Below are 19,246 nucleotides of genomic sequence, written 5' to 3'. Positions count from 1 at the left end.
GGTTCCGCACACGCCACCTCGGTCGCCCCGAACCGGGGCCATCTCGCCGCCTGTCAGCCCGAACGGCGCCACCATACGGCACGACCCTGACACCGGACGGCGTAACCGGAGAAGTTGCATTTCCGATGTTCCGGGTTTTCGTCACAACGCGTGCTCGGCCTCGGTGCCCGCTGGCGTTGCGGCCTCGGTGCCGGGGGCTGGCTCGGTGCCGGGGGCGCGCAGCGGCCTGGCGGGCGGGGAGGTGCGCAGCGGCTCGCCCGGAGGGCGGCCGTCAAGCCTGGACCGCTTCGCCTGATACATCGCCGCGTCCGCGAGGCGCAGGACGGCCTCCGGAGCGGCCGCCCCCCGCGACAGCGCGACGCCCACCGTGGCGCCCACCGTCACCAGCCGCCCGCCCGCGTGAATCGGTTCCCGGACGATCGCGGTGATCTGGTCGGCGGTCTGCCGGGCCACGGCCTCGACGTCCAGCCCGCCCGCGAGCGCGGTGGCAGGGCCGGCCAGCACCGCGACGAACTCGTCGCCGCCCACGCGGAAGACCTCACCCTGCTCCGGCAGGTTCCATGATCCACCCAGGTCGCCGCCGAACCAGGACGACGGGCGGCGGCGGAAACGGGGCCGCTCCCCGGCGCCCGCGGCACCGCCGGGAGCGGGCGCCGTATCAGGCTGGCGCGGGCTGTTGTCGCCGCTGGCGCCGCCCCCGCCGTCAGTGTCGCCGCCGGTCAGGACCCGGCGGATGCGCGTGGCGGTCACCCGCAGCACATGATCGCCCACCTCGTGGCCGAAGCTGTCGTTGACCGGCTTGAAATCGTCCAGGTCGACGAGCAGGACCGCGTACGCTGTCCTGCGCCGCGCGACCGCGTCGAGGTGCTCGGCCAGCGCGGCCCGGTTGGGCAGCCCGGTGAGCGGGTCGTGCCGGGCCCGCCGGCGCAGCTGCTCGGTGAGGCCGCGCCGTTCCCCGATCTCCCGGCAGGTCAGCACCGGGCCCCGGGCGCGGGCGGCCGGCGGCCGCGGGGCGCAGGCCGTCGCCTCGATGTCGAACCAGCGGTGGCTGCCGTCACGCGCCTCGAGCCGGATGTCCTGCAGCGCCCGGCCGTCCGCCGCCTCGCCGGCCGGGCCGGCGAGGAACTCTCGGACCGCCGCCCGGTCCTCCGGGTGCACGTATCGCAGCAGGTCGTGGCCGAGCATCTCCTGGCTGTCCCGGCCGAGCAGCGGTTCCGCCGCGGAGCTGACGAAATCCAGCCGGCCGCTCCGGTCGAGGAGGATGACGATGTCGTGCGCGCCGTGCAGCAGCATGTCGAGCTGCTCGAAGTCCTGGCGCACCGCGCGCTCCCGGCGCCGGTTGGCCACGGCCAGCCCGATGACGGTGACGCCGATGATCCCGAAGAGCAGCCCGTCGCCGATCGAGCGGTACTCCAGCAGGCTCAGCTGGAACAGGTCGGCGGTCTGGTCCAGCAGGACGTATCCGCCGCCCGGGATCGCCGTGGCGACGGCGGTCGTGTCCGGCCGGTTCGCCGAGCGCACCAGGCCGGGTGTGCCGTCGCGGACCTGCTCGAGGTCGGCCGGTTCGACCAGCTTCCTGCCGACCAGCGCCTCGTCCCAGGACAGCACCGCCCGGCCGTGCACGTCGAGCACGGAGATGCCGCCCCGGCCGAGATCCCCGGACAGGCCGTTCATGGAGCGCAGCGTCCGGGCGGCGGGCAGCACGTTCGTCGGGCACAGCAGTAGCTGCGCCACCGCGGACCCGCCGCGCAGGATCGGCACGATGGAGCAGATCCGGGAGCGGCCGTTGACGAGGATCATCGGGGTGAGCGCCCCTTTGCGGCTGGCGTCGAACCAGAGATCGTCGCCGACGGGTATCGGCACGGGCGTACCGGGCGGCTCGGTCGCCATCGGCCGGCCATCGGGAGCGACGACGGCCAGCAGCGAGCCCGGGCCGGCAACGGCTGAGGTCCCCATGACCCGCAACACCTCGGTCAGCGCGGCGGGGTTCCCGAGCGGCCAGGGCATCTCCGAGATGACCCCGGTGAGGCGCCCGGGGTCGCTCAGGGCATGGGCGTACTCGGCGACGTGGGTGACGAGCTCGACGCCGGCGTCGATCCGCTGCTTCTGAGCCCTGTCACGCGCCGTGGTCTCCATCGCGAGCCCGGCGGTCACGGTCCCCAGCAGCACCACGACGACGGTCGCGGACGGGATCGCCGCCGCGAGCCGGTGCCGCAGCGGAGCGGGCGGGCGAGTACCCCCTCGGCGCCGGACGGACGGCCGCCGCGGCGACGGCCGCCGGACTGACAGCCGCCGGATCGACAGGCGTCGGGCGGACGGGTGCGCGACTGACAGACGCCGCGAGGACGGGCGCGCGGCGGGCGGGGGCGAGACGGACGGGCTCCCCGTGGCCGGCGTCCCGGGCGCCTGGGACGCCGCCGGTGTCATCGGGGGAGTGGGCGCGGCCGCCTCGGACGGGTCGGGCTCCGCCTCCGCCACCACGCCGATCGAGTACCGGGCCCGGCCGGCCGCCTTCGCCTGGTACATCGCCTGGTCGGCGGCCCGCAGCAGCTGTTCGGGACGGCACGTCCCGCGGGCGACGGCGACCCCGACGCTGGCCGCGACCGTCACGCGGGTCTCGTCCAGGTCGATCGGCTCGCCGAGCGCGGCGACGACACGGGCGGCGATCGCGCCCGCGGCGGTCTCGTCCGCCCCGGGCAGCAGGATGCCGAACTCGTCGCCGCCGAACCGGCTGACGGTGCTCCCGGCCCCGGCCCCGGCCCCGGCGTCGGGCCCGGCCGCGATCCCGGCGCCGACCGTGCCGGTGAGGCGGCTCGCCACGACGGTCAGCACCCGGTCGCCGGCCGCGTGCCCGTAGGTGTCGTTGATCGGTTTGAAGTGGTCCAGGTCGATGTACAGCAGGGCGAGCGCGCCGCCGGCCGGCTGGTGGCCGAGGGCGCCGGCGAGCCGCTCGTCGAAGGTCGCCCGGTTCGCCAGCCCGGTGAGCAGGTCGTGCCCGGCCTGGAACCCGAGCTGGTCGAGCAGGGACTTGCGCCGCTCGATCGAGTGGAAGGTCAGGATCGCCCGTGGCGAGCCCGTCTCGTCGGCGAGGCGCCGGGCCGACACGTCGAACCAGTGCTCGTGCCCGGCGGCGGACAGCAGCCGGACGTTCATCACGGTCGCCGGCAGCGGCTCGTCGAGCAGCGCGGCGACCCGTTCCGCGTCGCCACCGCGCATCAGCTCGGACAGCGGCCGCCCGCGCAGCGCCGCGGGATCGTGGCCGAGCCGGGTCGCCGCGGCGGGGCTGACGTACTCGAGCCGGCCGGCGGCCGAGACGGTCATGACGATGTCGCGGGTGGCGGCCAGCAGCGAGCTCAGCTTCCCGTGCCGGCGCCGGGCGCGGGTCTCCTCGTGCAGCCCGACGACCGCGATCGAGAGCACCGCGGCCATCGTCACCACCAACAGGGTGATGTTGCGGTGCGACCGCTGCTCCCGTAGTTCCGCGTAGAGCTGCGCGGTCGGCTGGACCAGGTAGGTCGTGTACCCGGTCGCCGGCTGGGCGGCGGCGACGTGGGTGTAGCCGTCTTCGCCGCCGGTCGTCCAGACCCGGGTGCGGTTGGTCGAGCGCCAGGCCGCGCTGAGCTCGGCGGGGTCGAGCACGCGGGTCCCGGGCAGCGAGGGGTCGGTTGAGACCACAGCGATGCCACGCGCGTCGATGGTGGAGACGGCGCCCTGCCCGCGTAACCGGAGGAGCGTGCCCATGCCGGTGCCGAGCTGCCGCTTCGACTCCTCGGTGGACACGCTGACCAGGACCGCCCAGGGCCGCGGGCCGCCGACCGGGACGACGGTGGCCCGCGCCGCCTGCCCGTTGAGCGTGAAGACCGGCGAGACGGCGCTGCCGCCGCTCCACGCCGTCGACCAGGCCGGCCCGAGATCCCCGGCGCTCACCGCACCCTGAGCCGGCCGAACGGACAGGAGCGTCCCGGCGCGGTCGAGCAGCGCGACCAGCAGTGTGGTGTCGCCTCCGGGGGTGATCTGGAACTGGGCGGCGAGCTGGTGGTTGCGGGCCGGGTCGTGGGGGTCGAACGCGGTCCGCTCGACGACGGCCCGCAGGCCTGCCGGGTCGTCGACCGTCGACTCCCAGGTGGCCAGGTTGCTGATCAGACTCACCCGGTTCGCCAGCCGGTCCTGTTCGATGTCAGCCAGCCAGCGGCTGCCGCCGACCAGCGCCACCCCGCTCAGCGCGAGGATCGCGATCAGCCCGCTGACCAGCGGCCAGCAGGCCAGCCGGCCGCGGCCGAACGACCACCTGGCCCAACGGCGCTCACGCTTGACCCGCCGCCGCTCGACCCGCCGCCGAGCGCGGTCGCCGGGCGTCATCCGGTGTCGCCGGTCGCCCATGGTCATCCGCCAGTTTCCATTCCCCCGCCGCTGCCGATGCGGCGGCACTCCGCCGGGACCGTGTTTGGTGACGGTATTCGGTTTTGATCCGTCGAATCCCGGCAGGGGAAGAGCATACGAGTTGCGCCGCGGACTGTTTCACCCGACGGGTGCCTGCGTGGTTCTTACACCGCCGGGCCCGGCCGGCCGAATTGCTCCAAGTGGGAATCGGACGCGCCGTCGCGCGCGTGTCGGGGTGTCTTTCGCCCGCGGCCGGGCCGGTGGGTCAATCGACGGAAGCTGTGTTACCGGCCACTTCGAGGCCGGTTCGGCAAATCGGACCGGCGGCCCGGTGCGGGGATGGCCGGCCGCGGGCGATACACCGGATACCGGTGGCGGCCGGGCCGGTGAACGCCGCGAATCCGGCGCCGGGCCGGGTGGGGTGGGGCGGGGCGCCGTGCGCCGTGCGGGCCGAGTCGGTGCCGCCTGCTTGCGCCCGCGCCATCACGCCGCGGTCGCGGCGGCGCGGGCGCCGCGGTAGCGCCATGATGCCCGGCGCGACCGTGCGGAGGCACTGCGGCCACAGCGACCTCGTTGACATTCGTCCGAGCGTCTGTTTGTGATACTCACAGTGACCATTGTGTCTCCGTGTGCCGGGCTCCTGGAGTCACCGTCACCACGGGCAGGCTCCTGTGGGGGACGTCCAATGCGCTGTTCGTGGCGTCGTCGCGGGGCGCCGGCGGGCCCGCCGGCGACGGGAGTCGGGGTGACCCTGCGCAACCGGTGGGCCGGAAGCTCGTCCGGCTAAACGGCGGTGAAGCGGTGGGGCGGGGCATTGCCGCCGGCACCGCTAAGCGGCCCTGTGGTAGAAACGATGGGTCGGAAAGTCGCCGTCCGTCCACCGCGTATATCACGAAGTCGTATATCACGAGCGCACGCATCCCGCGGCCGCATATCGGCGGCCGTGGCGGTGGCGCGGCGGCGATGGTGCCCGCGCGTGGCGGCATTGGGTGTGATGCGGGCGGGCGGGCGCCGGTGACATCTGTGCGTATCCGGTCGGCGTTCGGTTTGCCGGTCAGCATGCGTTGGTGTGCCGGCGTGCCGCCGGAAGTCCGTGGCTTCTACCGGCATCAATGCTGGCTGGGATTTTCCCGGGCACTTTTTCTGTTTGCGTGCCGTCGGTTGATGTTTCCCGCGTCGTCCGGTCGCGGGGCGGTCGCCCGCCGGCCGGCCGCCTCGGCCTGATCGGCCTGACCAGGCGATCGGCGTGACCGGCCTGATCGGGTTGGTCCGTAGGGGCCGAATCGCCGCCGCGCCGTGGCCTGAAGGCGCGAACGGTGATTCACTTCTTCTGTGCCCTACCGTCGCACCACCGCAGTCGACGACCGGTTGGCCGCCGCACGTGAGCGACTGATCGTCGCGGCCACCGACCTGGTGGCGGACGCCGGGTGGGCCGGCGCGTCGGTCACCGCGGTCGCCGCCGCCGCGGACATGTCGGTCGGCTCGGTCTACCAGCACTTCCCGTCCAAGTCGGCGCTGGTAGTCGAGGTCTTCCGGCGGGCGGCCGACCGCGAGGCAACCCTGATCTCCGCCCTGGCCGCTGTGCCGACCGCCGCCGTGCCTGATGTCACGGTCCCGGGTGCCGCCGAGGCGCCTGCGGCCGGGGGCGATCCCGTCGACCGACTCGTCCAGGCGGTCGCTCTGTTCACCCGGCGGGCGCTGGCGCGTCGCGGTCTCGCCTACGCGCTGCTCGTGGCACCGTCGGACCCGGCGGTGGAGGCCGAGCGCCTGGACTTCCGCCGCCGGTACCGGGACGTGTTCGCGGCTCTGGTCCGCGAGGGCGTCGAGGCGGGGTCGCTGCCGGCACAGGACCCGATGGTCGCGGCGGCGGCGCTCACCGGCGCGATCGGCGAGGTGCTCGTCGGCCCGGTCTCGATGACCGAGGAGCTTCCCCGCGGCGGCCGTGAGGCCGAGCGGGTGGTCCGGGAGGTGGTGGCGATGGCGTTGCGGTGTGTCGGCGCGTGCCCGGTGGAACGCGGCTGGCTGTCCTTCTCGGCCGGTCCTGTCCCCGTGGCCGGGCAGGTCGCCGTGGCCGGGCAGGTCCCGGCGCCGGCGGGCGGTCCGCCCGGTGGCACCGGATGACGGCGGCCGGCGGTGGCCCGACGCATCGCGTCACCAACCAACCACCGCCGCTGGTCGGCCACGACGTCGCCGAGGATCCCGCCCTGCTGGAGGCGCTGGCCCGCGAGGGCGCCGCCGGCCACGCGGACGACCTGCACCGTCTCGGCCGGCTCGCCGGCACGGCCGAGGCGCAGCGATGGGGTGACGAGGCCAACCGGTGCCCGCCCGTCCTGCGCACGCACGACCGGTACGGGAACCGCGTCGACGAGGTCGACTTCCATCCGGCCTGGCACGAGCTGCTCCGCGTGGCCGTGGGCGCCGGGCTGGCAGGAGCACCGTGGGCCGCCGACCGGCCGGGCGCGCACGTGGCCCGCGCGGCCGGGTTCCTCGTCTGGGGGCAGGTCGAGCAGGGCCATCTGTGCCCGGTGTCGATGACCTACGCCGTCACACCGGCGCTGCGGGCCGCCCCCGACCTGGCCGCGGCCTATCTGCCCGGCCTGACCAGCACCGTCTACGACCCGGGCCTGCGCCCGCCGCTGTCCAAGCGCGGCCTGCTCGCCGGCATGGGGATGACCGAGAAGCAGGGCGGCTCGGACGTCCGCGCCAACGAGACCATCGCCGTCCCGGCCGGGGACGGCTCGTACCTGCTGCGCGGGCACAAGTGGTTCACCAGCGCCCCGATGAACGACGTGTTCCTGGTGCTGGCGCAGGCGCCGGGCGGCCTGTCGTGCCTGCTCGTCCCGCGGGTGCTGCCGGACGGCGGTCGCAACCCCTTCCTCATCCAGCGGCTCAAGGACAAGCTCGGCAACCGCAGCAACGCCAGCGCCGAGCCGGAGTTCGACCGGACGCTGGGCCACCTGGTCGGAACGGAGGGCCGCGGGGTGCGCGCCATCATTGAGATGGTCGCGCTCACCAGACTGGACTCCGCCGTCGGCGCGGCCTCCGGGATGCGCGCGGCGCTCGTCGCGGCGGCGCATCACACCCGCCACCGCTCGGCGTTCGGCTCGCTGCTCATAGACAAGCCGCTGATGCGCAACGTGCTGGCCGATCTCGCGGTGGAGTCGGAGGCGGCGGTCGCGCTCGTGATGCGCGTGGCAGGCGCGGTGGACCGCGCCGAGCACGGCGACGAGGGCGAGCGGGCCTTCCGCCGTCTCGCGACCGGCCTCGCCAAGTACTGGGTGTGCAAGCGCCAGCCGGCCATGGTCGCCGAGGCGCTCGAATGCCTCGGCGGCAACGGGTACGTGGAGGAGTCGGGCCTGCCGCGGCTCTATCGCGAGGCCCCGCTCAACGGCATCTGGGAGGGCTCCGGCAACGTCAACGCGCTGGACGTCGTGCGGGCCCTCGGCCGCGAGCCCGCGAGCCTGGCCGCCTACGGCGCCGAGGTCGACGCGGCCGCCGGTGGCGACCCCCGGCTCGACACGGCGTGGCGCCGGCTCCGAGCTGAGCTGGACGACCTGCTCACCGGCACCGGCGGCGGCGCGGCCGGCACGAGTAGGGCGGCGGGCTCGGGTGGGGTTGGCGGGGCGCCGGTGATCGAGCTGGTCGCGCGCCGGCTCGTCGAGCGGATGGCGCTCGTGCTGCAGGGCTCGCTGCTGGTGCGGCACGCGCCCGCCGCGGTGTCCGACGCGTTCTGCGCGGCCCGGTTGGGCGGGGACGCGGGCCTGGCCTTCGGGACCCTCCCACCCGGGCTCGACCTCGAGGGCATCCTGCGCCGGATCCCGCCCGCCACCGCCTGACGTCGGCTGGCGTCGGCTGGCATCGCCTGACATACGAGGTCGCGGGCCTGCCTCCCGGCTCGACGCGGGCGGCCGAGGCCGCGACCGGGGCCGGCCAGGCCGGCTGTCCGGGCCGGGAGCCTGATCGCGTGGCCGTGCGTAAGCGATCAGACGTGTGCGGAGAGTGTGTCTGGAGGGTGTGACAAACGTCGGATGTGACTCTGGGCGGTACGTCCCGTTCTATCCTGACTCTGGACAGTTTGTAGCGGTCCGAGACTCGCGCTACTGGAAACGCAATGTAGTGTTCGCGTAACGGAAGGTGACGGGCCACCTCCTAGGCTGGGCCCGCGTCGCCTGCCTCCGGGGGTGTGATGATCGTCTTCTTTCTCGCTGTGGCGTCCCTGGTGGTCGTCGCAGGCCTCTTCGGGCTCGTCCGAGGAGTGGCCGAATGGGCCTGGATCTATGACCGCCGTCGGGCCGGAATCGTCACCGCGGCCGGCGTCACCGTGGTTCTCGCGCTGAGCGCGGTCGCGGTGCGCCTCTCCGGCCCGGCCGACTCGGCCGCGACCGCACCGCCGCCCAGCCCGGACGTGCCCGAGGCCTCCGGCCTCGTCGTCAAGGAGCCCGACCCCGCGCCGTCACCGGCCACGGCCGGCTCGCGCCCGGTCGCGGCCGGCCCCGATCCGGACGCCGAGACGGCCACGGCCACCGGCGCCGGGTCGGGCTCCGGTTCCGGCTGGCCCGTGCCGGCCACGCGGGGCGGCGCCGGTGGCGCATCCGGCTCCGGCGGGCCGCGCACCACGTCCGTGCCGCCGGTGCCGACCCAGGGCGGGTCGTCCGGGCCGTCCTGGCCGACGGGGTGGGATCAGCCCACCACCGTGCCGGGCCGCCCGGGCGTGCCGGCGACGGGGAGCGGCGGGCCGAGCCGGTCGCCGTCGCCCAGCACCAGCCGCACGCCGAGTCCCAGTCCGACCACGCCCGCCGGTCCCCGCCGGACGCCGCCCGCCAGCACCGGCACCGGTCACGCGCCCGCCGGGCCGCGGTCCACGGCCCAGCCGACGGCGAAGCCGACCTCCAGGCCGACACCGAAGCCGACCACCGGCAGGTCGACAACCGGCCGGCCGACGGCGGGGCCGACGATGACGGTGCGGCCGTCGCCGAGCCCGACCAGGCCGTACCGGCCCTCCAACCCGTACGAGACGGCCGTCCCGGCCCAGACCGCGTCGCCGCACACCGCGTCGGCGTCGGCGTCGGCGCCGGTCCACACCGCGCGGCCCCAGACCGGTCCGGTGGCGGGTCCGGCGTCCGGGACGACCCGGCCCAGGTACTCGCCCGCGGCGCCGACCGCTCCGGGGCCAGCACGGTCGGGGCCGGCGCGGTCGGGCCCGGCGGCGCCGTCCCGGCCTCATGGCGCCGCGACCGCGGTGCCCGTCGCCGCGATCGGTCCCGCCCGTACCGGCGGTGCCGGCGCGGCGCCGGCAGGCGGCACACACGCATCCGCTCCGGCGGGTTCGCAGGGGCGGCTGAGCGCGCCCGCCGCGCCGGCCGTCTCGACGGCCTCCTCGAAGCCCTCGTCGACGCGCCCCGCGCCGGGTCGGCACACCGCGGGCCGGCCCACGGCCGGGCGGGTCGCGCCGCGGGCCACCACCGCCGCCCGGCCGCCGGTGTGCCCGCCGAGCACCGACCGCCGGGCACGGGGCACGCAGTCGCGCCCGCACGACGCGGCGGCCCACCCGCGGAGCGGTGACCAGCGGGGCGGTGACCAGGGGGTCCAGAGCTCGCAGGCGCATCCGAGGGTTGCCTCGGCGGCGTCCAAGCCCGGGCCGGCGGCACGGCCCGCGGCCCGACCGCCGCGGCAGAGCCATTCCAGGTGAGTCACCGCCATTCCCGGTGAGCCGGCTATTCCAGGGTGAGTCGGGTTCGTCCCACGCCGACACGCTTCTCAAAGTGTCGGAGTTCTCACTCTGGGTGAGATAGGTTCCCGCGGACACTGCACCGGCGAGGCTGGGGGACGGATGCGGGCAACCGCGGCGCCGCGGAGGCGGCCGTGATCGTGCTTCTCGCCGGATTGGTCGCCACCGTCGCCATGGCCGTCCTCCTGGTCGGCATCACCGGCCTGCTGCGCGGGCGGGTGGCCTGGGCAATGATCGAAAGTCGGCCCGGGGCCGGCCTGGTAACGGTGGTCGGCTTCGCGGCCGCCGTGGCCGCCTTCGGCGCGATGGCTCCATCCGGCGGCGACCGGGACGCGACGATCATCGCGCGGCAGTCGGACGGCGATGACCACCAGAGCGGACAGATACCGGCGGGTCTGCAGCGCGGCGACTCCGCGACCGGCCTGCCGCGGGCGGCCCCCCGGCAGTTTCCCGCTCCCGCCATGCCCGCTCCCGGAGACGGCTACAGGGCCGGTCTCGGCGGTGCCTCTCCGTGGCCGGACAGGACCTCGGCCGGCCCCGGCGTCGGTGGTGGCGGCGGCGATCCGTGGGCGCAGCCGGGCGGCGGCCAGGCGTCCGCGAGCCCGACCGGCCCGCCGGGCGGTGCGACGCCGACCGCCGGGCCGACCCCGACCGCCTCGCCGAGCACCGTGCCATCGCCGACCGGCCCGGTGACCGCGCCGGCCCCGCCTGTCCCGCCGGCCTCTCCTGTCCCGCCGGTCTCTCCGGCGCCGCCGGCCATGCCCGGGCCGCAGCCTGGCCCGGATGTTCCCGGTGCTGACAACCGGATCCCGTCCGGTCAGGGGCCGGGCTCCGGCGCTGGTCAGCAGCCCCCGACGCCGACGCCGACGCCGACGCCGACGCCGACGCCGACGCCGACGCCGCCGCCGCCGCCGGGGTCGGTGCCGGCACACGGCCATCCAGCGCCTGGCGCGGACGAGGCATGCGGCCCGGCCGGCCCGCGCCCGCCCGACGGCCTGCCGGAGGTCTGGGTCGGCGACATCTTCTCGGGCCTGGCAAGTCGCTGCGTCTGACAGCCGCTGGCTGTCACTCAACCGCCGCGGTTGCTCGGCACCGCGCATGTGGATCTGGTCGGCGGGAATATGTATCGCTTCCGGCCGTTTCCGGGGTCCCCGGTGCTCCTGCGCACGCCGCCCGTCGATGACGCGGCCACCACTGGCCACAGTTGATCATGGTGTTCCGCGGAACCGGAACGCCCGCCGGTCGTGGCCGCCGCCAACCTCGGTCGATCTTGGTGTTCTGCGCGGGTGGTTGCTCGGCCGGCCGGATCAGCCGAGCGGTTGTGGCGCGGTGCGGCGGGCCGCGACGAGCGCGGTGACGGCCGCGATGTTGCCCGCGGCCCACGCGTCGAGCTGGGCGGGCAGGTCGGCCAGGGCGGAGTCGAGGACGAACACCCCGCGGGTCGGGCAGGACGCGCCGATCTCGACCAGTACCGGTCGCAGGTGCACCTCGACCGCCAGCGCGTGCTCGGGCGCGGCCGCGACCAGCACGGGGATCGTCGGCACCCCGGCGAGCTCGCCCTGGCCGATCTGGTCCAGCAGCAGCTTGAGCAGCCCGGTGTAGGTGGCCTTGTACGTGGGCGTCGCGACGACCAGGACGTCCGCCGCCTTCATCGACGTGACGGCCGCCTTCGCCGCCGGGTCACCCCAGCCGAGGAGCCCCGGCCCGAGCTCGCTGACCTCGATCACCTCGGCCACCGCCTCGGTGTCGGCCGGAAGGGCACGCACGACCTGGGCCGCGACCGCCTCGGCGACGGCCCGCGTGCGCGAGTTCGGCTTCGGGTTGCCGACGACACTCAGGATGCGGCACTGCGCCATGGTGTTGCCCTTCTGTGCGCACTCCGCCCACGCGAGCGCCCCGCCGAGAGTCACGAGCGGGCCACAAGCGGGCCCCGTCGAGCACCGGCGCGGCTGCCGCCCGGCGCCCAGCCTAGCCCGCGCCACTTGTCGGCACCGTTGATCGCGAACTGCCGGGAGACCGGCTCCTGCTCCTGGGGCTGGCCGGTTCCGGCCCGGGGGCCACGAAGCGAACACACCAAAGTCGCCGGGAGCGTTCGGTTCGTCTCCTGAGGTGACAGAGTGATGCGGAAGCTTTGTGGACGACTCGTCTATGTGACCTAAAGTTGCGAGAAGAGTTCAATTCGTGTCGACGTGGTCGACCAGTGGCCTCCTGGTCGTACCGGGAGGCGCTCCGCGCATATCCGAAGACCCTTACGTAAGGGTAGGGTTGAAGTGTGTGCATCTCGAGGACGGGGGCGTCCGGAGCGCGGCGCCTGGGGGAGGAGTTCGATCAATGGCTGATCCCGCGGGGACGGGCCGGCACCGGCTCGCCGAGCTGACGGCCGCCGCGACCGCGGCCGAGGTGCCGCCGGCCGGGCTCTGTCGTGATCTCGCGCTCGCCTACGAGAAGGCGGGCGATCCGGCCGCCGCCGTGCGCTGGGCACTGGCCACGACCGACGCCGGAGGCGACCTGACCTGCTGGACGGTCGCCGCCGGCGTCCTGCGCCGCGTCTCGGCCGGGGCGGTCGCGTCAGCCGTGTCACCCGGGGCGGCTGCGTCGGTCGGAGCGGCTGTGCCAGCCCGGGCGGCCGTGGCCGCCGCTGCGGGAGGGGCGGTCATGCCGTCGCCCGTCGCGGGCCACACGGCGCGCTCGGCGCGGGTCGCCGTGCTCGGCAGCTACACGACCGCCCAGCTCGCGGCGCTCCTGCCGCTCGCAGCCGCGCGCGCCGGGGTGGCCGTCGAGGTCTACGAGTGCGGGTACGGCCAGTACCGGCAGGAGGTGCTCGACCCGGGCAGCGGCCTGTACCGCTTCGGGCCGGACGTCGTGATCCTCGCGGTCCACGAGGGCGAGGCCGCGCTTCCAGCCCTCGCCGAGGACCCCGAGCGCGCGGTCGCCGCCGAAGTCGGCCGCTGGACATCGCTGTGGGAGATCATCATCTCCCGGTTGGATGCCCGCGTCATCCAGCACACCTTCGTCGTCCCGGAGACGGAGGCGCTCGGGCACCTGGCCCTGCGCATCCCCGGGTCGCGGTCGTCGATGCTCGCCGCGGTCAACGCGGCGCTCGGCCGCGCGGCGGCGGGCGGTCAGGTCGCCTTCGTCGACTGTGAGCGGCTGGCCGCCACGGTCGGCAAACGATCCTGGTTCGACCCGCGGTACTGGCACCGCGCGAAGCAGGCCGTCTCGCTCGCGCACGTGCCCGCGCTGGCCCGTCACACCGCGGCGGTGCTCGGCGCGCAGCTGGGCACCAGCCGTAAATGCCTGGTGCTCGACCTCGACAACACGCTGTGGGGCGGGGTGCTCGGGGAGGAGGGCCTCGCCGGCATCGCGCTCGGGGACGGGCCGGTCGGCGAGGCTTTCTCCGCGTTCCAGGAGTACATCGGCCGGCTCCGTGCCCGCGGCGTGATCCTCGCCGTCTGCTCGAAGAACAACGAGGCGGACGCGCGCGAGGCGTTCGAGCGGCACCCGGCGATGCGGCTGCGGCTGGACGACATCGCCATGTTCAGCGCCTCCTGGGAGGACAAGCCGACCCAGATCCGGCGCATCGCGAGCACCCTCGGGATCGGTCTGGACTCCCTGGTCTTCGTCGACGACAACCCGGCCGAGCGCGAGGTGGTCCGCCAACTCGTGCCCGAGGTGGACGTCATCGCCCTGCCGCGGGACCCGCACGGCTACGTGCGCGCGGTCGCCGACTACCCGTTCTTCGAACCGGCCGCCCTGACCACCGAGGACACCGCCCGCACGGAGCAGTACCGGGCGCGGGCCCGGGCGGCGGAGCTCGCCGCGTCCGCGACCTCGCTGGAGGAATTCCACCGCGGGCTGGAGATGGTCGCGACCGTCGTACCCCTCGACGAGCTGACGCTGCCCCGGGTCGTCCAGCTCATCGGGAAGACCAACCAGTTCAACCTGACCACCCGGCGCCGCGGGGAGGCCGAGGTCGCCGAGCTGGCCGCGGACTCGTCCACCGCGGTGATCTGCGTTCGGCTGGCCGACCGGTTCGCCGACCACGGCCTCGTCGCGGTCGTCATCGCCCGGCGTGCCGCCGAGCCCGGCGGGGCCGTCCTCGACGTCGACACCTGGCTGATGAGCTGCCGGGTCATCGGCCGGACGCTGGAGGACGAGATCGCCGGGCTGATCGTGGCGGAGGCCCGGCGGCTGGGTTGTTCCTCCGTGCGGGGGCACTACCTGCCGACCGCGAAGAACGCGCTGGTGGCCGACCTGTACCCGCGGCTGGGCTTCCGGCCGGACCCCGCGGCTCCCGCCGACGCCGGCCGCGTCGCCCCGGCCGGTGGCCCCGGTGTGGCTCCCGCCTATGGCACCGGCGCGGGGGCCACCCGCTGGGTGCTGCCGGTCGCGAGCGCCCTGAACCGGCCCGGGCTCATCCGGGTCGTCGACGCTCGCGCGGGCGGGGCCGCTGTCGCGAGCGCATCCGTGCGGACGATGGAGGAGGTGGCCGGCTGATGGTGCAGGAGCGCCTCGCCCAGGTCTTCCGGGAGATCTTCAGCGACGACGACCTGGTCGTCACGGACGCCACCACGGCGGCGGACGTGCCCGGCTGGGACTCCCTGGCGTACATCAACCTGATCTACGCGGTGGAGAACGAGTTCGCGGTGCAGATCCCCGACGAGCGCCTCGGCTCGTTCGCGAACGTCGGTGAGCTGCGCGTGTGTATCGAGGAGCTCAGCGATGTCGGCTGAGCCCCGCACGGCCGAGCCCGCGGCGGCCGGGTCGCGGGGCGCGCCGCTCTCGCTGCGGGCGCAGTTGCGCGAGGACAGGGACGTCCACTACGGGGCGCGGCTGCACCCGGGCTACCAGGCGCTCGCCGTCCACCGGTTCGGCCGGTGGTGCCGCGAGCGCGGCGGGCTGGTCGGCAGGTTCGGCACGATCGCCTTCAAGGCCGTGAACAACATCGTCATCCGCAACCTCCAGGGCACCGAGATCTCCGTCGACGCCAGCATCGGACGTCGCGTCCTGATCGGGCATCACCAAGCGGTCATGATCCCGCGCCACTGCGTGATCGGCGACGACACGATCATCCGGCACGGCGTCACGATCGGGTACGCCTCGACGGACGCCCCGCCCGATGCCGTCCCGAAGATCGGCGCCCGAGTCGACATCGCGCCGGGCGCGCACCTGATCGGGCCGATCACGATCGGGGACGACGTGAAGATCGGACCTGGCTCGATCGTCACGACCGACGTCCCGGCGGGTGCCACCGTCTTCGCCGCCCCCGCGAGGATCATGCGCCCGCCCGCCGGGTGAAGGGTGCGGCCATCGCCGCGCCGTAGCGCTCGGCACCCGCGGAACGCACCGGGCACGGCTGCATCGGGGCGGTGTCCACCGGGCAGAAGTGCACGCCGTAGGCCATCGGGGACAGGCGGGCACATCGGGCCGCGGGCCGTCGCGGAGCAGTACCCGGGACGTCCGGCACCTGTACCTGAGTACAGGTGCCGGACCCGGCCCGAGTACGAGGCGGCGCGCGCCGGCGGCTCGTACGGTGGATCTCGTGGGCATGGATGCCGGGCGCGTGACGGCCGGCGAGGCCGGCACCGACCCGGTCGCCGGGATGGTGCGCCTCGCCGACCATGCGGTCTACGGCCTGACCGCGGTCGCCGCGCTGATCTCGGCGGTGCTCGTGGGCCTGGAGCCGTGGCCGCTGTTGCTGATCGCGCTCGCGGTCGCGCCGCCGGCCGCCGAAGCGTGCGGCCTGCGGGTGCCGCCCGTGGTGGCCGGGCCGCTGGGCCTGGCGATGGTCACCGCGCTGATCCTGCTGGACGCGCCGAAGACCGCCATCCTCGTCGCGGTGGCCCTCGCGGCCTGGGTGGCGTTGCGCTCGGTATCCGCCCCGCTGAACCTGTTCATGATTGCGGCCGTCTCGGCCCTGTCGTACGTGGACTTCAGCCGCCGGCCGGCGGCGTCGCACGACGGCTACCTCTCCTCCGGCTCGATCGTCTGGGGCGCCGCCGCCCTGTACGCGACGGCGACCGGGGTGGTGCTGCGCCGGACGACGGTGCTCGCCGCCGAGCTGGCCCGGGCCCAGCACCGGCTGGTCGCTGCCGCGGCGACGGACGAGCGCCGGCGTATCGCCCAGGACGTCCACGACCTGGTGGCGCATTCGCTCGCCGTCGCGCTGCTCAACATCACCGGGGCCCGGCGCACGATGCGACGCGACCCCGCGCTGGCCGACGAGGCGTTGGCCCGGGCCGAGCAGGTCGGGCGGGACAGCCTGGCGGGAATCCGCCGGGCCGTCGGGCTGCTCGGTGGCGGGGACACGCCCGCCGCCGGCGGCTCCCTGCGCGCCGACCGGGATTCGGGCGGGCCGCTGCCGGACGCGCACGACCTCGCCGCGCTGGTCGACGGCTACCGGCGCAGCGGGCTCGCGGTCGAGCTCATCGTGACCGGCGGCCTCGGCGGGCTCGACCAGGCCGCGGGCTCTGTGCTGTTCCGGACGGTCCGGGAGGCGCTGGCCAACGTGCTGCACCACGCCGGCGGCGCGGCGACGTGGATCACCGTCGAGATGCTCGCCGACTCGGTCCGGGTCACCGTCCGCAACGCGCGGCCCGGTCCGGGTGACGGCGTCCCGCCCGCGGCCAGGGGTCCGCGGCCGGGCGGCGGGATGGGCCTGGCCGGGATGGCGGAGCGGGTCCACGCGCTCGGTGGGTCGGTCGTCGCGGGACCCCGGGACGGCGGCTGGGAGGTCACGGCGACGATCCCCACGGTGGCCGTCGGCCCGGTCGGGGGTGGCCCCCGGTGAGCGCCGCCGGGCCCGCGCTGCGGGTGCTGCTCGTCGACGACCAGCAGCTCGTCCGCGCGGGCATCGCGCTCGTCCTGAGCGGGGAGCCGGGTATCGAGATCGTCGCCGAGCGCTCGGACGGCGACGAGGTCGTCGCGGCGGTGCGCGCGGTCCGCCCGGACGTCATCCTGCTCGACATCCGCATGGCCCGGATGGACGGGGTGGACGCCCTGCGCGCCCTGGCCCGGCTGGGGGAGCACCCGCCGGCCCTGGTGCTCACCACGTTCAGCGACGACGACGTCGTCTGGGGCGCCATGGCAGCCGGGGCGGCGGGCTTCATCCTCAAGGACCGGCCGGCCGAGGACATCGTGCGCGCGATCAGGCTGGTCGCCGAGGGAGGCTCGTGGATCGACCCGTCGGCGAGCGGACGTCTGCTCGGCGCGCTGCGCACCGGGGCCGTGGCCGATCTCGCGGTCCGGCGCCGGTTCGAGCGCCTCTCCGAGCGGGAGCTGCAGGTGCTGCGGGCGATGGCGCGCGGGGCCAGTAACCGGGAGATAGCGATCGAGCTGCGGGTCAGCGAACGGACGGTCAAGGCGCACGTCGGCAGCATCTTCGGCAAGCTCGAGGTGCGGGACCGGGCCGGGGCGATCGTGTTGGCGCACGATGTGGGGCTACGAGCGCCGGGCTCGGGCGGATCCGGCCCCGCGGGGGGTGTGCGAAACCTGAGCAGATGAGCGAATGGTGTGCGTCCGGTGCTGACAGTGGCGGTTTATACTCGATACTGTCAGCCCACAGACTAGCCCTTTAGTGCGACCATGGTGTTACGGGTTGTACATATTACTTATCAAGGTAATAGACGGGGCTGCGTGGAAAATAAGCTGAGTGATCGCCACTGCACTTTTGTGGACATGATCAAGTCAGCTGAGGCTGCTGGTCGGGCATCCGCTACCGTCCCGGCCGTGTCTTTGAGTTCGCTGTCGCAGATTTCCGCTGGCCCGCCTTCCGTACCGGCTGCGGTGCCAGTGCCGGTGCCGACGCCCCCGCCCATTCGCATGAATGGACACTCCGTCCCCGGAACTTCCGGATCGCGGGGATCCTGGCTGGCCGATGTCCTGACCGGTTCGCCGTTCACCGCGGTGCTTGCTGCGCTGGTTGTCGTCATCGCGGTCGCTGTGGTCGCGGCCGCTGTCGCCTGGTTGGTCCGCGCCGTCACATCCGCGCCGACGTCCGCGTCGCGCGGGAACGCGCGCGCCGTGCGGACACCGCGCGCCGCCACTGCCCCGTGGCGGTCTCACACCGCCGCCGGTGCCCATTCCCGCGCCTGGTTGACCAGCCCTGTCCAGTCGGCGCCGCGGCGCCGCGCCCGGTCGGCGAGCGACATGATCCCGTTCGTCAGCCAGGCCGTGGGACGTACCGCGGAGGTCGCCAGCGCCCGGGTCGCCAGGGTCTGCGCCTCGTCCAGCGCGTCGGCGTGCACCGCGGCGGACGCCTGGTAGAGCCGCACCGCGGCGAGCGCTCCAGGCGCGCGTGAGCGGTCGAACAGGGCGGCCGCCGTCGCCAGTCGCTGACGTCCCTCGTCGAGGGCTCCCGCGCCGATCAGCGCGGCGCCGCCGAACGTCGGCAGGTAGCCGGGGTGCAGGCCGTCGAGGGCGTAGCCCTGGGTCGCCGGGGTCAGCTCGCGGGCGAGATCCTCGGCCTCCCGCAGCACCGCCCTCACCCGGTCGGCCGGCTCGCCGCGCCCGGCGCGGATGTTGGCCTCGGTGGTCATCGCGAGTACCGCGGTGTGGGAGCTGGGTGCCGTCGCCCGTGCCGCGAGCGCGAGCGCGAGACCGTCGTCCACACTGTCGAACGTGTAGGCGGCGAGCTCGGCGAGCACGACGCCCGCGTGTGCCGCGGTCGGCGCGTCACCGACGTGCCGGGCGAGAACGAGCGCGGTGCGGGCCGACACGACCGCGCGCCCGGACATGCCGTTGTCGCCCTGGGCCACCGCCGACATCACGAGCACTCTGCTGTGCGTTCGGCGCCAGTCCCGGCGCACCGCGGCCGACTGGCGGCTACCCGCCATCGTCTCGGTGTGCCGGGCGATCAGATCGAGGCGTTCGACCAGCTCGCTGGGAGCCATCGTCTCCCAGCGACGGGCCATGGTCCGCAGGCCCGTCTCGATCCGGTCGAGTGTGTCGCGGCCCCGGTCCTCCGGCGAGATCATGAGACGCGAACCGCCCAGCGCGAGTGCGGCTGTGGTCGCACAGGTGGCAACGACCAGCCGCCGGTCCGCCGCTTCGTCCATCCCGCACTCCTGAGCGTCGTTGTCCGGTTACGGCGGTGGAGGCCTGGATGGTCCGGACGTAATCTCATGATTATTCTCCGGA

At 74.7% G+C, this 19,246-nt stretch carries 13 protein-coding genes; 8 read left to right on the top strand and 5 right to left on the bottom strand.

The window, feature by feature from the left end; genetic code table 11:
• Nucleotides 1-141: 141 nt before the first annotated feature.
• Nucleotides 142-4,386, bottom strand: a complete 4,245-nt coding sequence (locus tag FRANEAN1_RS32065) for a diguanylate cyclase (RefSeq protein ID WP_020463846.1) — start codon at nucleotides 4,384-4,386, stop codon at nucleotides 142-144.
• A gap of 1,362 nt (nucleotides 4,387-5,748) precedes the next feature.
• On the opposite strand from FRANEAN1_RS32065, the gene FRANEAN1_RS32060 reads away from it, so the two are divergent.
• Together FRANEAN1_RS32060 and FRANEAN1_RS32055 are read left to right on the top strand one after the other, a co-directional pair.
• Nucleotides 5,749-6,501: a TetR family transcriptional regulator gene (locus FRANEAN1_RS32060; RefSeq protein ID WP_347176836.1), complete on the top strand. Its 753-nt coding sequence runs from the start codon at nucleotides 5,749-5,751 to the stop codon at nucleotides 6,499-6,501.
• Entirely contained in the window at nucleotides 6,498-8,216 is a 1,719-nt protein-coding gene (locus FRANEAN1_RS32055) for an acyl-CoA dehydrogenase family protein (protein WP_020463844.1), read from the top strand. The genes FRANEAN1_RS32060 and FRANEAN1_RS32055 overlap by 4 nt, the downstream gene beginning before the upstream one ends.
• Before the next feature lie 1,000 nt (nucleotides 8,217-9,216).
• Here FRANEAN1_RS32055 and FRANEAN1_RS32045 read toward each other — a convergent pair.
• Nucleotides 9,217-9,462, bottom strand: a complete 246-nt coding sequence (locus FRANEAN1_RS32045) for a hypothetical protein (RefSeq protein WP_020463843.1) — start codon at nucleotides 9,460-9,462, stop codon at nucleotides 9,217-9,219.
• 138 nt (nucleotides 9,463-9,600) lie between these two features.
• On the bottom strand, nucleotides 9,601-10,080 hold the full coding sequence (locus tag FRANEAN1_RS32040) for a hypothetical protein (protein ID WP_041255013.1): 480 nt from the start codon (nucleotides 10,078-10,080) through the stop codon (nucleotides 9,601-9,603).
• A gap of 162 nt (nucleotides 10,081-10,242) precedes the next feature.
• Between FRANEAN1_RS32040 and FRANEAN1_RS41770 the strand changes: the two genes are divergently transcribed.
• Complete coding sequence (locus tag FRANEAN1_RS41770; protein ID WP_041255012.1) at nucleotides 10,243-11,160, top strand: hypothetical protein; 918 nt, start codon at nucleotides 10,243-10,245, stop codon at nucleotides 11,158-11,160.
• Nucleotides 11,161-11,415: 255 nt separating this feature from the next.
• Here the strand turns inward: FRANEAN1_RS41770 and FRANEAN1_RS32030 are convergent, their stop codons facing one another.
• Nucleotides 11,416-11,964 carry an NAD(P)H-dependent oxidoreductase gene (locus FRANEAN1_RS32030; protein WP_041256737.1) on the bottom strand — a complete coding sequence of 183 codons (549 nt, stop codon included), beginning with the start codon at nucleotides 11,962-11,964 and terminating at the stop codon, nucleotides 11,416-11,418.
• A gap of 475 nt (nucleotides 11,965-12,439) precedes the next feature.
• On the opposite strand from FRANEAN1_RS32030, the gene FRANEAN1_RS32025 reads away from it, so the two are divergent.
• The 5 genes from FRANEAN1_RS32025 (at nucleotide 12,440) to FRANEAN1_RS32005 (ending at nucleotide 17,611) form a co-directional block, all read left to right on the top strand.
• The gene (locus tag FRANEAN1_RS32025) at nucleotides 12,440-14,605 is read left to right on the top strand and encodes an HAD-IIIC family phosphatase (protein ID WP_020463841.1); all 2,166 of its coding nucleotides are present in this window, start codon (nucleotides 12,440-12,442) and stop codon (nucleotides 14,603-14,605) included.
• On the top strand, nucleotides 14,605-14,841 hold the full coding sequence (locus FRANEAN1_RS32020) for an acyl carrier protein (RefSeq protein ID WP_020463840.1): 237 nt from the start codon (nucleotides 14,605-14,607) through the stop codon (nucleotides 14,839-14,841). The genes FRANEAN1_RS32025 and FRANEAN1_RS32020 overlap by 1 nt, the downstream gene beginning before the upstream one ends.
• Nucleotides 14,831-15,406 (top strand): serine acetyltransferase, encoded by a 576-nt coding sequence (locus FRANEAN1_RS32015; protein ID WP_020463839.1) that lies wholly within the window; start codon nucleotides 14,831-14,833, stop codon nucleotides 15,404-15,406. The genes FRANEAN1_RS32020 and FRANEAN1_RS32015 overlap by 11 nt, the downstream gene beginning before the upstream one ends.
• A 250-nt stretch (nucleotides 15,407-15,656) precedes the next feature.
• Nucleotides 15,657-16,898, top strand: a complete 1,242-nt coding sequence (locus FRANEAN1_RS32010) for a histidine kinase (protein ID WP_020463838.1) — start codon at nucleotides 15,657-15,659, stop codon at nucleotides 16,896-16,898.
• Nucleotides 16,895-17,611 carry a response regulator transcription factor gene (locus FRANEAN1_RS32005; protein WP_020463837.1) on the top strand — a complete coding sequence of 239 codons (717 nt, stop codon included), beginning with the start codon at nucleotides 16,895-16,897 and terminating at the stop codon, nucleotides 17,609-17,611. The genes FRANEAN1_RS32010 and FRANEAN1_RS32005 overlap by 4 nt, the downstream gene beginning before the upstream one ends.
• Nucleotides 17,612-18,168: 557 nt before the next feature.
• Here FRANEAN1_RS32005 and FRANEAN1_RS32000 read toward each other — a convergent pair.
• Nucleotides 18,169-19,164 carry a hypothetical protein gene (locus tag FRANEAN1_RS32000; RefSeq protein WP_020463836.1) on the bottom strand — a complete coding sequence of 332 codons (996 nt, stop codon included), beginning with the start codon at nucleotides 19,162-19,164 and terminating at the stop codon, nucleotides 18,169-18,171.
• Nucleotides 19,165-19,246 lie beyond the last annotated feature (82 nt).

Source organism: Parafrankia sp. EAN1pec (genome assembly GCF_000018005.1).
GTDB classification, from domain to species: domain Bacteria; phylum Actinomycetota; class Actinomycetes; order Frankiales; family Frankiaceae; genus Parafrankia; species Parafrankia soli.
The sequence above is the reverse complement of the archived record's forward strand: the minus strand, read 5'-3'. Positions and strand labels throughout refer to the sequence as shown.